This window comes from Pedobacter sp. Leaf250 (assembly GCF_920984735.1).
Taxonomy (GTDB): Bacteria; Bacteroidota; Bacteroidia; order Sphingobacteriales; family Sphingobacteriaceae; genus Pedobacter.
In genome coordinates, this window is record NZ_CAKLBU010000006.1 from 96,716 (window position 1) to 112,426 (window position 15,711).

Genomic DNA, 15,711 nt, shown 5'->3' on the forward strand with positions numbered 1-15,711 from the left:
ATCATATAAAGGTTAAACTTGTAAAGCTGAATCACCAAAAATTGTAAATTCTTTTATCGAAATACAATCATTTTTTCGGTAGCCCCAGTTTTCAATTCAAGCCTTTTTTTAGCAATACTATAATCAGTATTTTGCAAAGATATACCTCCTATATCTCGTCCTTCCAATTTAATCAACACGGGTACTTCAGGGTTATATGTAAATCCGTTGAATGTAATGTTTTGGCTGGTAGATATTGTAACCAATGGTGAACTTGATGTAGTGGTAAATTTCAAATTATTGAGCTTTAGATTAGATACCTGAGCAAGCTCGGCACCAATATTTACCTTGAATACGGAATTACTGATGCTGATATTTTGAATGTGCATTTCTGATAAGCCTCGGATGAATATTCCCTTATTTGCTCCATTGCAATACACTTGATCGAATACCATGTTCTTAAATATAGGCGTTCCCTCATTTACTACTGGTGTTTGGTCGCGTTCACTATCGGTTGCAAACTTCACAAAATAAAACATATCAAAAAATATAGCTTCCTGTGCGATGTTATTCATAAAAATATTTCTGGCGAAAATATTTTCCACAACTCCACCCCTTCCTCTTGTCGATTTAAAACGCAGGCCTTTATCAGTTCCCAAAAATGTACAATTTTCAATAAAAATATTCCTGGCGCCACCACTCATTTCACTTCCAACTACTACACCACCATGACCGCTATAAACCACATTACCCCTTATTATCCCACTTTCTGTTGCAATTCCACGTTTTCTTCCCTCCTCATCTTTTCCCGACTTGATACAGATGGCATCATCTCCAACATCGAATACACTATTTTCTACAATAAAATTCTTGCAAGATTCTAAATCTAAACCATCGCCATTTTGGGCATAATGAGGATTTTTAACTGTTATTTTCCTAATTGTTAAATCCTCACTGATAACTGGGTGCAAACACCAGGCTGCAGAATTCTGAAAGATTACGCCCTCTAAAAGTATTCTTTTGCAGTTTTTCAGAACCATTAAATTTGGACGTAGAAAATCTTTCATATCAGCAAAATCCTCAGTCTTTTTTCCAGGCAAGAGTAACATGCTTTTTCCAAGCACATGGGCATCTTTATATTGTTGACTGGGAAACCAGGTTTTGCCATCATCACTTAATACTCCACCAGAGGCAAGTTTACTTTTCCATTCCCCAGCAGTAAGTTGTGAGCTACCAACTGCCCGCCATGCATCTCCATTGCCATCAATAATCCCCTCACCAGTTATTGCGCAATTTTCAAGATCAGTACCATTTATTGGAGATTCATTACGGGCAACACTTCTACCTTCGTAATCGCCAGCTACAATTTTATACTGACTCTTATCTGCAGTAAAGAGCAATGTAGCACCTCGATGCAAATGAAGGTTGACATTGCTTTTAAGATATATAGGACCTGTAAGCCATAAACCTTTTCGAACCAAGACCACACCACCACCATTCAAGCTGCATGTTTTAATAGCATCATTTATGGCTTGTGTATTCAAAGTGATGCCATCGGCCTTTGCTTGGAAGGTTGTGATTTCAACCGTATCCTTTTTAAATTCCGTCTCTTTTATTTTAGGTAAAGAATCCCACGAATAGGTGTTTGAAGCATTTTGAGCATATGATGACGGTATAGAAGAAAGAAAAAGGAATGATAAAATAATTCTTTTTACATTTTCTTTGATGAATTCGATTGATTTATTGTTTAAAAACATAGGTTAAAGTGTTATTAAGTTGGATGATCTTATTAAAATAGTTATGGCGCTGAGAGTAAAATAACGCAAACCTTTAATGTTAATTCGTTGATAATTAATAGTGTATTCAGTCACTATTAATTATCAATCATAGATTTTTCGATGGTTACATGGATTGCTGAAATTAATATTTGGTATATTATAATTATGTTGTGCATTTATCTAAGACTTATTTATAATCTCACAATTTCGCTCGGATATTGCAAAACAAGGTTCAATATTTGTTCAATGAGGTGCAGATTTTGAACATTTAGATTGCCTCACATTATCTTCAACTAATATATATTAAGTTTTCAATTCGTTTGAATAGAACAGACCAAACATAAGTTACGGCCATACATAGCATTATAGCGCTCTCACCCATCACTTATTTTCCAGAACGTTACAAAATCTTTATCAATATATTCTATGAATAAATAATACCAAAAAACCCAACAGTATAATAAATGCAAATGATTAATTGAATAAATTTTCGCAAAAACAAAACAAAAAATATTTTTTACTATTTAGAATAGAGCACTAATAATATGTATACATAGTGATGATAAAATCGATTGGCATTCTATTTTACATCACTTATGATTAATCTACCATTTTTACTAAGTCATTTTTGATTACAAATTCTAACCAGTTTTATCATACGCCAGATGAGCACTCCACGACAATCTGAACATTTTACCTCAATCATCAGAAGACTTTTTATTGTCTTTCTTATGCTCATTTTCATTATTACCATCGGATCATTTATCCTTCGCATTAGCATCACTCGAAAATTGGATCGCTTGGGTAATCAGCTTGAGCAGCCATGGCAACAGCCAGCAATCAGCAGGTTACTGATTGATTTGAACCTAACCGAAAACAGTTTTCAGCAGGCAAGCGCTAACGGAAAATCGAGTGATCTCGAAGCCTACAAAAACCAACTTAAAAACGTATTCACAAAAATGAATGCTATTGTACAAGGCTACAAATCCGATAAAAACAATCAGCTATCAAAAAGTAAACAGCAGATTGCTCTCGCACTTCAACAAAAAATCGACATCTCAAATCAATTGTTTGAACTTCAGAAAAGATTTAATGTGCTCTTGGAAAAAACCACATTAAGCTCCATTGAAGATCGTTCATCACGCAAAGGAGTACCAAACAATATGCGGATCGATACTTCAGTTACCGTCCGAAATGAGGCAAGTAAAAGAAATCTGATCACCAGACTGAAGGATGCAGTAAGGAACACCTCCAAAGTAAAGGTTCTAACCATTAAAGAACAGAAAATACAAGAAAGCGCTAATAACCTGGAAGCACAAAAACTAGCCTTGAAGCAACTGGGCACAGCTTATGATGCTCTAGGTCAGTCGAATCAGGAAATGATCCTGGCAAATTTAAATCTGCTTACCGAGTTACGCCAGTTATTGCAGGGAATTCAGGGTATTGAACATATTGCCTACGAAAAAAGTAGAGAGCAGATTCTCAGGGAATATCAGTCTACATCGCGTGAGCTTAATACCTATATCACCATCACTTCAGTTTTCATTCTAATATTTATAGTCGTTTCGATCATTTACATCAGGAAAGCTTCAGGTTTGGAGCGTCGCTATATCAGAGAAAACTCAAGGGCAATCAGACTTGCCGATCAAAAATCACAGATTTTGGCTATCATGAGCCATGAAATCAGGAATAAACTTATGGCAATCAATGGCGCTGTTTTTATGCTTAAAAGAAGCAATTTATTGCACGAACAAGAAAGCAAAGTTACCTCAATAAACTTATCATCCTCCATGCTTTTGGAAACGGTAAATAATGTACTGGATTTTAGCAAACTCGAGCAAAGCGACGTAGAATTAAAAATAACCACCTTTTCTCCAGAACAGGCCATTACCGATTCGGTTGAGGCCATGCGTTTTATGGCAGAAAAGAAAGGAATTGATCTCAATCTTGAACTGAATGGCCTGGCTGGGGTAAGTGTTAAAGGCGATGATTTGCGGTTGAAACAAGTGTTAATTAATTTATTGAGCAATGCCATTAAATACACCAAAAAAGGATATGTACATTTATCAGCCGAACTTCAACAAGCTGGCGAAACTTCACCACTTGTTGTAACAATAAAAGATACTGGTTCGGGTATTGCCAAAAATAAACAGGCGCAACTTTTTACTCCTTATTATCAGGCTGGTGGTCAGCAGGCCGGAACGGGTTTGGGATTATATCTCTGCCGTAAGCTTATATCATTGCAGGGCGGAACAATTTCATTAGAAAGTGATGAGGATCGAGGTTGTACAGTACAATTTATCATCCCATACCATAGGCATCTGTAAAATGGATATTTAAAAAACCGGTCCATAAAATTCAACCGTTCGAGACCTTTTCATACATAGTAAACAGAAACAGATTGCGTATAAATTTTCGCAAATGATCTTTTTCATTTCTCGGGGATAAAGTTAACTTTGCATCAAAATATGCGCTATATCCCTGATGACCGTTACTATTCATTTTACCTTTACAATGCTACACGATGAGAAATAAACTCAGCTGTATTGTAATTGATGATGATCCTGAAGTAAGCAGTTATGTCAGTGAATTTGTCCGGGAAACCTCTTTTCTCGATCTGGTATCGGTTCATAGCAGTCCTGCAGATGCGATCGATGTGTTGGGCAATTCGGGCATTGATTTGATAATTCTTGATATTAACCTGCCTGGCATCGACGGAATGAGCTTTGCGAAAACGCTCTACAATCAATATGGAAAAGATATGCCAAGGATCATCTTTATCAGCGGATCTGGAGAATATGCTTCCCAAGGATACAAAGTAGATGCAATCGACTATCTTTTGAAACCTTTTTCGTACGAAGATTTTTTCAAGGCGGCCTTTAAAGCCAAAAATCATATCCTTCCAAATTTCATCCAACAAGATAATAACGAATATATATTTCTAAAAGTTGAGCATGAGCTGGTGCGTGTAGCGGTTAACGAAATCCTTTACGGCGAAAGTCAGAAAGATTACATCAGGATTTATACTGAGAACGGAAAAATCATCACAGCATTATCCACAATGAAAGCAATGGAAGGCCTCTTGCCATCCGGTCAATTTATGCGTATACATCGATCTTTTATTGTTGCGCTTGATAAGATTGATGCCATCCAGCACAATACCGTAAAAATCGGAAAAGCAGTCATACCTGTTACCGATCAATACCGTACCCAGTTCAGATCCCACTTTGAATCCTGGTTATAAGCCAACATTTCAATTTCTTTCGACGATCAATGCCAGCCTTCCATCGGACAGGTCAGGCATTCTGACGATTTGATTTTCCTCAAAAAGTCCAATTCATTTACTTTATGGTGGAAAAATAAAGGAAGAAGGTCTTTTATTAAATCAACACGACCATGAATAAAAGATATCACAGTCATCAGGATAAAAAACCCTTTGCTTCAGCAAAAAATTGAGATAGCGATTTATTCAAAGGATTGTCTCGGTAAACTGGCTACGTGCTGTTTACATAACGATGGCTCAATTGGAGGATATGGCTTAACGGAAAGTATAAACTATTAGCCTCAAAACAGGATTAATCAATGCTCTCTTTCAAATCAGTAATTATTGAAGAAGCCAACAAGATAAATATAAAACAAAACCCAAAAATGATGAACATTAAATTTACAAAATCAACCCTACTGCTTGGGCTTTTAAGCCTGGCAAGTCCAATCTTCGCACAGGAAACGCCAACACCTTCGGGAAGATTTGGAAAACAATCCCTTAGAACATGGAGCGTTGGTGCTCATGGAGGTATTTTAAGTCAAAACACTTTCCTTGGTGGAAGTAGTGTAAAAGCCGATGAATTTAAAAGCATTGGTTACGGTGCTTTTATAAAAAAGCAAATATTACCCGCTTTAGGCTTGCAGGCCGATTTTTTACGTGGAGAAATCAAAACATTAAATTCTACAAGTACAATTGAGCAAAGAAATAAGATCGATTGGTCTGGATCATTAACAGCAGTTTTAAACATTGCTAATTTTAGCTTGAACACTGAAAATGCAGTTTTAATTCCTTACGTAAAAGCCGGTGCTGGCTATATGTCATCTGCCTCTCAGGTTGGAACTATCCAATCATTTACTGACAGAGAAGGATGGTTCATCCCGACAGGAGTTGGATTTAAGTTTGGTGTATCTAAAGGAATTAACATCGATTTAGGTTATGATATTAATTTTATCAAATCTTCGCCAACTGTTAAAAATGCTTACAATGAAAGCAGATTTTCTTACGCTCACGCAGGTTTAGAATTTTCATTAGGAAACAAGGAAAATTCGCAATTACAAAATTACAGTGCAGTTGCCGACTTGCGTAAACAAAGTGCAGAAGAAAGTGCTGAATTAAGGAGCGCATTATCTACGGCAGAGCAAAACGCGGCCAGAGACAGAGCGCAATATGCCAAAGATTTAGCTGATGATGACAATGATGGCGTAGCAAATAAATTCGACAAATGCCCAGGCACACCTTCAGGGACTGTAGTTGATGGTTCTGGTTGTCCGTTAGCGACTCCAACAACAATCATCAAAGAAACAACAGTGATTACCGATGCAGACCGCAAGGTAGTAAAAGATGCAATTTCAAACTTAGAATTTGATTTGGGCAAATCTACTATCCGTTCTAAATCATATGCCTCATTAAACAGAGTTGCTGGTTTATTAATAGAGAAAAACTTCAGTTTAAAATTGGCAGGCCATACAGATAACACTGGTGGAAGAGAATTAAACCTGCGTTTATCAAAAGAAAGAGCAGAATCAGTTAAAGCATATTTAGTATCTCAAGGTGCTAATGCATCAAGAATTGAAGCTACTGGTTACGGACCTGATCAACCAATTTCAACCAACAAAACTGCAGCTGGTCGTCAAGAAAACCGTCGTGTAGAATTCACATTGTACTAAACATTAATAAATATACATATAGTTAACAAGCAAAAATCATGAAAAAAGTTCTGGCAACAATCTTAATATCAGCAGCAACAGTTATCGCTGCGAATGCACAAATCCAAAAGGGCAATGTGATGGTTGGTGGTAACCTGACCAATATCAACCTGGGCCTGGATGATCCAAAAATATTCAGTGTAGACATTACGCCGAAAGCGGCATGGTTTATACAGGATAACGTAGCCCTTGGAGGTTATGTAAATTTCGGTTTGGAAACGGCAAAAAATTCCAATACCACCACAAGCTATGGTGTTGGTGCATTAGGCCGTTATTATGCAGGTAGCGATACGGAGGTACTTCGTCATGGCCGCTTCTTTGCAGAAGCAACGGCTGGTATTGGTGGTGTTAACGTTAGTAAAGGTGGTGGCAATACCAATGGATTAAACATCAGTGTTGGTCCTGGTTTTGCATATTTTGTTACGCCGAATATCGGCCTGGAAACATTGTTAAAATATAATGGCCTGGTTGGTTTTGGTAGCTCAACTACGCAAAATAATCTAAACCTGTCATTTGGTTTCCAGATTTATCTTCCTGGCCAAAGAACAGCAAATAAAGTTAAAGGAGATATTAAATAAAAATAAAATGGATACCTATCATCCAGCATTTCTTTTATCCTTTAAAAAATCATCTACTTATTAAATAATAAAATCATGGCACAAACAATTCATACAACAAAAGAAAATACTGCAATCAGTTTTATTAACCGATTATCCTGGAGCGCAATAATTGCAGGGGTATTTATCGCTATCGCAGTACAATTACTATTGAGCTTTTTAGGGCTGGGCATTGGCTTTGGAAGCATCAATCCAATGGAAGAAGCAAAGCCGTTTAGCGGTTTGGGTACCGGTGCACTAATATGGTGGATCATTACCATGTTAATTTCAGTATTTACTGGCGGATGGGTTGCGGGCTGGTTTTCCAACCATATTCAAAAAACTGACCTGGTTTTGCATGGCCTGTTAACCTGGTGCTTGCTAACTTTTCTGAATATGTACCTGATCACTTCTTCTGTTGGCAAAATAGTAGGCGGAGTTGGAAGTGTAATTACCAAAGGCTTTTCTATAGCTGGAGATGGCATAAAAGCTGCAGCACCCGAAGCTGGAAATCTGATTAAAGACCAGTTGGGTGTTGATCGAAACACATTTGCAAAAATGAAGCAGGAAGCAGAGCTGTTATTGAAACAAACAGAGAAAAAAGAATTGCAGCCAAAAGCTTTGGAAAAGAAAGCAGATCAGGCTAAAGCACAAGGCAAATCTGCCGGACAGGAAGCTTTAGAAAATCCTCAGCAGGCACAGCAACAATTAGATGAATTATTTCAAAAGTTGTTTTCGGAAAATAATTCGACCTTTAACGCTGTAGATAAGGAAGCTTTGGTGAATGTTGTGAAAAACAGAACAGGAAAAAGCCAGGCTGAATCTGAGCAAATTGTTGATAATTGGGTAAATACCTTAAAATCTGCGAAAGAAAAAGTAAATGAAGTAAAAGCTGAAGCTGAACAAAAAGCAAGAGAAATTGGCGATGATGTATCTTCTGCACTTTCTAAATTTGCTATATTCTCTTTCATCGGAATGATCCTTGGTGCTGCCAGCGCAGGTTTTGGAGCAATTTTAGCATCCAAAAAACGTTTGGCTTTGACCAATAAAACAGTCTATTAAAAAAATCTAAGTGTTAATTTTATTCTAAAGCTGGTTGATAGCAATATATCACCAGCTTTGGAATTTTATCGTATCGTACCTATTTCTTTAAATTGAGTGTTCACAAGGTGATATTTTATATTTTTTAATTTGATTTCACCCAAAGAAACTATTCTAAAATATCTTTCAAAGTACTTCTTACGTTAGCCTTAGTAGAAAATATTATAATTTCCAGATAAAAATTGACCCATTAATCTGGATTTTCCCTATGCCTCCTGATCTGAATCTTCACGAACTTGGAAGCTGGCATGTTACTTTCTCCAACCACATTATTGATAGAAACGAGCACATTTGTTTCTGGAAAATAGGTTACCGTATTCCGCTCAGGAATTTCGTATGGAACAACCAAAAAAAGTGGAGCAACTCTTTCTATGCCAGCATCGAAATTATATAAGTCGACCTTGTCTTTAGCCTTAAATCCTGCTTTGTCCATATCCTTTTGATTCATGAAAATAACCCGTCGCTCATTCTTTACGCCACGATAACGATCTTCTAGACCATAAATCGTAGTATTAAACTGATCATGAGAACGTGTTGTCGCCATCATGTATTCGTTTTCAGCAAGTTCATTTTCTGGAACTGAAGTAATGGTGAAAGGCGCCCTGTCTCCAAATTCTGCAGTGATAAATTTCCCATCTCTTGCGGCATTAGGAAGATAAAACCCTCCTTTTTTCCTTATACGAATATTATAGTTTTCAAATCCTGGAACACACTTCTCAATTACATCACGTATTTTATCATAGTCATCTGCAAAAGACTTCCAGTCTATAACAGAGCGATCTTTTAGGGTAGCCATAGCCATATTGCAAACAATATGTGTTTCATTCATGAGTTTATCCGATACAGGCTTTAATATCCCTTTGGAAGATTGTACTACTCCCATCGAGTTTTCCGTAGAGATAAATTGATGAACCCCATTAACCATATCAATGTCGCTTCTTGATAAAGTTGGCAAAATCAGCGCCTCTTTGCCGTGGATAAGGTGGCTGCGATTCAATTTGGTAGAAACGTGAACAGAAAGCCTAAGCTTTTGCATGGCAGCGGCAGTAAAAGTGGTATCTGGAGTGGCTGAAAGGAAATTTCCACCCATCGCAAAAAACACCTTTACTTTTTCTTCATGCATGGCATGAATTGTACCGACTACATCATATCCGCGTTTACGGGGAGGCTCAAATCCGAATACCTCTTTGAGTTTATCCAACTGCTCTTTGGTTGGCTTTTCATTGATCAGCATAGTCCTATTACCCTGAACATTACTGTGACCTCTTACAGGACATACTCCTGATCCGGGTTTACCAATACTTCCTTTTAAGAGCAGAATATTCACTATTTCTTTGAGCATATCCACTCCGTTGGGCTGCTGGGTAAGTCCCATACCCCATGCAAAAATAATCTTTCTTTTATTGCCTATTATTTCGGCCGCTTTTCTGATTTCTTGTTCACTTAGCCCCGCAGATATTGCCAGGCTTGGAAGATCATAATTTTTAAACTGTTCTGCCCAACTTTCAAATCCTGTTGTTTTCTCATTTATAAATTCCTGATCTAAAACATGCCCAGGCATATCTTTCTCCATCTCCAACAGCAATATACTAATCGCTTTGAGCAGGGCCATATCTCCATTAATTTTAACGGGAAGATAAAGATCTGCGTAATGTATTCCATTTCCGATAATGCCACTAATCTCCTGGGGATTTTTAAATCCCATTAATCCGGCTTCTGGCAAAGGGTTTATAGCAATTATTTTTGCACCGTTTTTCTTACCTTTTTCAAGGGCACTCATCATTCGGGGCGCATTGGTTCCTGGATTATGACCAATGATGATAATCACATCCGAATGATAGAAATCATCAAGTTTTACAGTTCCTTTTCCAATACCTATTGTAGAGAGAAGTGCTGTACCTGATGTTTCATGGCACATATTAGAGCAATCGGGCATGTTATTGGTGCCAAATTCCTTTGCAAAAAGCTGATACAAAAAAGATGTTTCATTACTCGTACGTCCAGATGTATAAAAGGCAGCCTCATCAGGCGAGTGCAGGGCGTTTAGGTGTGTAGAAATTTTTTCAAATGCCTTCTCCCAGCTAATCGGCAAATAATGAGTGCCATTTTCAGGTAAGTACATGGGTTCGGCCAGGCGCCCCTGTCGGCCAATCTCAAAATCTGTAAGTTTGGAAAGATTATTAACGGAGTTCTCGGCAAAAAACTTAGCCGTTACCTTTTTCATAGTAGCCTCATCTGCCAATGCTTTTGCTCCGTTTTCACAATACTCTCCAATAGGTGAGCGGTCATCGTCCGGATCAGGCCATGCACAACTTGAGCAATCAAAACCGCCTTTTTGATTCATTGTAAAGAGTGCCCGCACTCCCCTGAAAGGAATACCCTCCTCCACTACATCGCTTAATGCTGCTGTAACCGCCGGAATGCCGGCAGCCCATTTTTTAGCTGGTGTTAACTTTAAATCTAGAAGTTTGATTGGATTCTCGGGATCAGGCAAAACTTTTGGCTTTTTCATAGCTTAACAGTTGAGAGTGGGTTAGGATAATTCTCGCTCTGGTCTTCTTCTACATTATCCAGACAGGTAAAGTCTTTTTCAATCAGGATGGATATCATTCCACTCTCTGCCTTATAACCCACTTTTTCCGTCGACTTCCATTCATTCAGTAATACTAAGGGAAAATGAACCATAATGGTATGATCAACATATGTTGCTGAAAATTCGATATCATTGGTAATGATTAAACCATAGGTAAGTATTTGAGAACCAAAATCTACGGTTTCTATGATAGCTTTTTGCTCATTGAACCCTTCTACTTCTGGGCGGGTAAGCCTGTATCGAATTGAATTGCCTTTAATGCGTATTTTCATGATATCTTAGTTTAATTGCAATTCGCCATTATATAGATTAAAGCTTTTATTTCGCAGAAATCCAATGAGGGTTATATTGAACTCCTTTGCCAATTTTACTGCAAGGCTTGAAGGAGCACCAATGGCCACAACAAAGCGAATTCCCGCCATCGCGGCTTTTTGTATCAGTTCAAAACTGGCACGGCCGCTCAGCAAAAGAATGTGCTCATTGAGTGGAAGGCTAGCTTCAGAAATAGCCTTTCCAATTAATTTATCCAAAGCATTATGACGCCCTACATCTTCTCTTAAATACAAAAATTCTCCTTGCATATTAAAAAGTGCACTAGCATGGAGCCCACCAGTGGTAGAAAAAACCAACTGATACTTTCTTAACAAAACCGGCAGGTTATAAATTGCCTCGCGGCTGATCTTTATTTTTTCAAGTAAAGGCGAGTCAAACTTGCTTACTGTCTTAATAGACTGAATGGAGGTTTTGCCGCAAACTCCACAGCTGGAAGTGGTGTAAAAATTTCGTTCAATACCATTGAATGCGGGCTGGGCATGATCTTTTAAGTGTACGGTTATCGTGTTGCTCTGGCCATCTCCGCATGCAAGGGATATCACAGATTCAATATCAGATTGATCGTTTATAATTCCTTCTGTGAAAAGAAATCCTACAGCAAGTTCATTATCGTGGCCTGGGGTACGCATGGTAACCGAAATATTCCGAAGGATCTTTTCAGAAGATTCTTTGAAAGCTAATCTTATTTCGAGCGGTTCTTCTATTGCTAGACTATCGCTGGTAAAAAACTCATTCCCGATGTTATATTTTTTTACACTAACATCATCAATCGATCCAACTGTGAAAGAAGTTCCAGGCTCAAAAGAAATAACTTGATCATTCATCAGCATAAAATTAATAATTATAGCTATTTATCCAACATTCTATCTCATGATCTTTTTCTTCGTAAAGATCAATCAAATATAAACATTGGCAAGATCTAAGCTATAACAATCTGAAACATCAAGACTTAAATAAATTATATTATCAATGATTTCAATACCATAACAGAGAAAATTTTCGACATAGTTTTAAAATTCGAGAATGCAATTATTTTTACAATATTCATTAAATACCTTGAATGTGGCTTATCATTAAGAACCTAAGTTGGTAGCAACTGAAAGATTTTTTGATTAATAATTTCCAGTTACACCAACTTCCAAACCTCTTAGTTCAGCCAGTCCGCGTAGCCTACCTATAGCCGAATAACCGGGATTGGTTTGCTTTTTTAAATCGTCGAGCATCTGGTGCCCGTGGTCAGGCCGAAAAGGAATCGCTTGATCCCGTTTTGCGTTTTCTTCAGATAGTGCCTTCATGATTTCATACATGTTCACATCCCCCCCCAGATGATCGGCCTCATAGAAACTGCCATCCTCATCCTTTGTAACATTGCGCAAATGGGCAAAGTAGACACGTTCTTTCACCGTATCAAAAATCTCCAATGCATCGTTTTTCAGGCCTGCCCCCAAAGATCCCGTACAAAAACAGATACCGTTAAAAGCCTGATCCACTTCTTCGATAATGTACTTGAAGTCTGCCAATGTGCTTGCAATTCTTGGCAGACCTAAAATCGGGTATGGTGGATCATCGGGATGTATGGTCATCCTGATGCCCTCCCTGGTACAGACTTCAGCAATCGAGGACAGGAAATATTTCAGGTTTTCTTTCAGCCCCTGCGTTCCGATGGCTGCATATTCATTTATGCTTGCCCTCAGTGTCTCCAGTTCTATTTCCTTTTCATCCGGAATGCCCATCAGCACATTGATGCGCAGATCATCCAGTTCTGTCTGGTCAAGCTTTAAGAATTTTTCGTTTGCCCTTTTTAGTACTGATTCAGCATAATCAGCTTCCGCATTTTCTCTCTTGAGGATGTGGAGATCAAATACCGCCAGGTCTATCCAGTTAAAATACAGTGCCCTGGACCCATCGGTCATCTCCAGATCGAGCTGCGTACGCGTCCAATCCAAAACCGGCATAAAATTATAGCACACGGTTTTGATCCCGCACTGTGCCAGGTTCAGCAGGGTAACCCGGTAGTTTTCCAGGTAATGTTCCGCGTCGGCCCTCCGGGTTTTGATTGCCTCGTGAACGGGCACACTTTCCACTACCGACCAGCTCAGACCGGCCGCTTCAATAATGTTCTTTCTCTCCAGGATATCTGCCAGCGGCCAGACTTCGCCATGTGGAACGTGGTGTAGGGCCGTTACAATCCCAGTGGCCCCGGCCTGCTTAACATCCTGCAGGCTTACCGGATCGTTCGGACCGTACCAGCGCCAGGTCTGTTCCAGTTTTTTATATTTAGTTCCCATATTTATACACCAGAAAAAGCCCCGAACCCACCATCAACCGTTATATTTTCCCCGTTCACAAATTTTGAGGCGTCACTCAGCAGATAGATCAATGCCCCAATTAATTCTTCCGGGTCACCGAATCTCTTGAAGGGTGTTTTTGAGATGATGGCATTTCCCCTGCTGGTCAATGAGCCGTCTTCGTTTGTTAAAAGCGCCCTGTTCTGGTTGGTGATAAAAAAACCAGGGACAATCGCGTTCATCCTTACCTTATCGCCATAACGGTTGGCCAGCTCCACCGCCATCCATTTGGTGTAACTGTCTATAGAGGATTTTGCCAGTGAATAGCCCAAAACCCGGGTTACCGCCTGGGTTGCCGAAACCGAAGAAATATTTACAATGCTTCCGCCGTTTTTTGCAATTTCCTTCCCGAAAATCTGTGTCGGCACAAGCGTTCCAAAAAGATTTAAGTCGAAGGCCTGTTTCAGTGCATCGATATTCAAATCAAAAATATCACTCGCAGGCTGAACAACAGCTTCGGCAATATTGCCCCCGGCACCGTTTACCAACCCGTCTATCCGGCCAAACGTTTTAATGACTTCGGCTTTTGCATCAACCAGATGCTGTTCGTTCAGTACATCCGCAATGATATAAATTGCCTTACCACCTGCTTTTGTAACCGTTTCTGCCCTAAGTTTTGCGGCTTCTTCGTTTCTTCCAATAACCACAACCGTTGCTTCGGCAGCAGCAAGTCCATTAATAAATGCTTCTCCCAAAACACCCGTTGCGCCAGTTACCACTACAACTTTGTTTTTTAGGGAGAAGAGGTTCTCCATATCTTTTATCATTAATTGTTCAGTTTTATTATATTTTATTATTGTATTCTTTGCTAAATGAACATTTTCAATATCACGTAGCTATTAAAAAAATTTAGTTTTATTTGCTTCTCAGAAGTGCCTCTAAATAATAATAATCGGCATAGTTGATTGGCACATCAATTTCAGATTTAGCTGGCCTATGACCCGTACTGTGTTCTAAAATAAAACCATAATTGGCACCCAATTTACTGGTATATTTAGTACTTAAGGAATACAGAATTTTATCAGCAGCCGCTTTATACTTTTTAGCATTTTTACTGTATTTTGCCAGTTCATACAGCGCAGAAGCAGTTATTGCTGCCGCCGAAGCATCTCTGGAAACATTTGGAATATTTGGATCATTGTAATCCCAATAAGGGATGCCATCGGCTGGGGTAATTTTATTATTCAGGATGAATCCTGCAATCCCATCTGCCTGAGAAAGGTAGTTTATGTTTTTCGTTTCTCTGAAACAAAGTGTATACCCATATAATGCCCAGGCCTGACCACGAGCCCAGGCAGATTCATTTGCATAACCTTGTGCTGTTAACTTTTGGAGAATATTCCCAGCTTTTAGTGTATCATAATCAATCACATGATAAGAACTGAAATCAGGGCGGAAATGATTTTTAATTGTATGATGTGCATGAGAAACTGCAATCTTATAAAACGATGAGTCACCCGTCATTTTAGTAGCTTCAAACAGCAGTTCCAGATTCATCATATTATCAATGATTACTGGATATTTCCATTTATCGCCATTGTGGTCCCATGATTTTAATACCCCTGCTGTTTTATTAAAACGTGTTGAAAGTGACTTGGCAGCTTGAATAATAACAGATTTATATGCTGTATCACCTGTTATTCGGTATCCATTTCCAAAGGGTCCGTAAATCATAAATCCCAGATCGTGTGTTCCCCTGTTGTATTGCTCTTTCTTTATATCCTGCGTATATTTTTTAGCCAGATTTAACCATTTCTTATCCTTGGTATATTGGTAAAAATACCAAAGTTCGGCAGGAAAGAATCCACTGGTCCAATCTCTTGAAACCACCATCTTAAACTGCCCATTTTCTACTGTTCGGGGTGAAACCAAGTTTGGTTTTATAAGGCGGGCAGAATCAACATTTTTAATTAATAAATCGGTTTGCTTTTCAGCTGCAGCAAAAGCCTGTTTCACATTAACTTTTTGTGCTTTAGCCAAATTAAGCGACAAAACACAAAATAACATCATTT

12 protein-coding genes are annotated in these 15,711 nt (G+C 38.6%); 5 read left to right on the top strand and 7 right to left on the bottom strand.

What is annotated here, in order from left to right; translation table 11 throughout:
- Positions 1-53: 53 nt before the first annotated feature.
- On the bottom strand, positions 54-1,736 hold the full coding sequence (locus tag LUA91_RS06870; RefSeq protein WP_231425290.1) for a glycoside hydrolase family 28 protein: 1,683 nt from the start codon (positions 1,734-1,736) through the stop codon (positions 54-56).
- A gap of 686 nt (positions 1,737-2,422) precedes the next feature.
- On the opposite strand from LUA91_RS06870, the gene LUA91_RS06875 reads away from it, so the two are divergent.
- From LUA91_RS06875 to LUA91_RS06895, 5 genes are all read left to right on the top strand, one after another.
- Complete coding sequence (locus tag LUA91_RS06875; protein WP_231425291.1) at positions 2,423-4,084, top strand: ATP-binding protein; 1,662 nt, start codon at positions 2,423-2,425, stop codon at positions 4,082-4,084.
- Between the two features lie 197 nt (positions 4,085-4,281).
- Positions 4,282-5,001, top strand: a complete 720-nt coding sequence (locus LUA91_RS06880) for a LytTR family DNA-binding domain-containing protein (RefSeq protein WP_231425292.1) — start codon at positions 4,282-4,284, stop codon at positions 4,999-5,001.
- A gap of 407 nt (positions 5,002-5,408) precedes the next feature.
- The gene (locus LUA91_RS06885) at positions 5,409-6,689 is read left to right on the top strand and encodes an OmpA family protein (protein WP_231425405.1); all 1,281 of its coding nucleotides are present in this window, start codon (positions 5,409-5,411) and stop codon (positions 6,687-6,689) included.
- A gap of 38 nt (positions 6,690-6,727) precedes the next feature.
- Positions 6,728-7,306, top strand: coding sequence for a hypothetical protein (locus LUA91_RS06890; RefSeq protein WP_231425293.1), 579 nt, complete (start codon positions 6,728-6,730; stop codon positions 7,304-7,306).
- 75 nt (positions 7,307-7,381) lie between these two features.
- Positions 7,382-8,386: a hypothetical protein gene (locus LUA91_RS06895; RefSeq protein WP_231425294.1), complete on the top strand. Its 1,005-nt coding sequence runs from the start codon at positions 7,382-7,384 to the stop codon at positions 8,384-8,386.
- Between the two features lie 229 nt (positions 8,387-8,615).
- On the opposite strand, the gene LUA91_RS06900 is transcribed toward LUA91_RS06895, so the two are convergent.
- From LUA91_RS06900 to LUA91_RS06925, 6 genes are all read right to left on the bottom strand, one after another.
- Positions 8,616-10,937 (bottom strand): FdhF/YdeP family oxidoreductase, encoded by a 2,322-nt coding sequence (locus tag LUA91_RS06900; protein ID WP_231425295.1) that lies wholly within the window; start codon positions 10,935-10,937, stop codon positions 8,616-8,618.
- A complete protein-coding gene (locus LUA91_RS06905) occupies positions 10,934-11,290 on the bottom strand; it encodes a hypothetical protein (RefSeq protein WP_231425296.1) in 357 nt (118 codons plus the stop codon). The genes LUA91_RS06900 and LUA91_RS06905 overlap by 4 nt, the downstream gene beginning before the upstream one ends.
- A 6-nt stretch (positions 11,291-11,296) precedes the next feature.
- Positions 11,297-12,181 (bottom strand): formate dehydrogenase accessory sulfurtransferase FdhD, encoded by an 885-nt coding sequence (gene fdhD, locus LUA91_RS06910; protein ID WP_231425297.1) that lies wholly within the window; start codon positions 12,179-12,181, stop codon positions 11,297-11,299.
- 282 nt (positions 12,182-12,463) lie between these two features.
- Positions 12,464-13,639 carry a mannonate dehydratase gene (gene uxuA, locus LUA91_RS06915; RefSeq protein ID WP_231425298.1) on the bottom strand — a complete coding sequence of 392 codons (1,176 nt, stop codon included), beginning with the start codon at positions 13,637-13,639 and terminating at the stop codon, positions 12,464-12,466.
- Between the two features lie 2 nt (positions 13,640-13,641).
- Positions 13,642-14,454 (bottom strand): SDR family oxidoreductase, encoded by an 813-nt coding sequence (locus LUA91_RS06920; protein ID WP_231425299.1) that lies wholly within the window; start codon positions 14,452-14,454, stop codon positions 13,642-13,644.
- A gap of 100 nt (positions 14,455-14,554) precedes the next feature.
- Positions 14,555-15,709: a glycoside hydrolase family 88 protein gene (locus LUA91_RS06925; RefSeq protein WP_370633607.1), complete on the bottom strand. Its 1,155-nt coding sequence runs from the start codon at positions 15,707-15,709 to the stop codon at positions 14,555-14,557.
- Between the last annotated feature and the right edge of the window lie 2 nt (positions 15,710-15,711).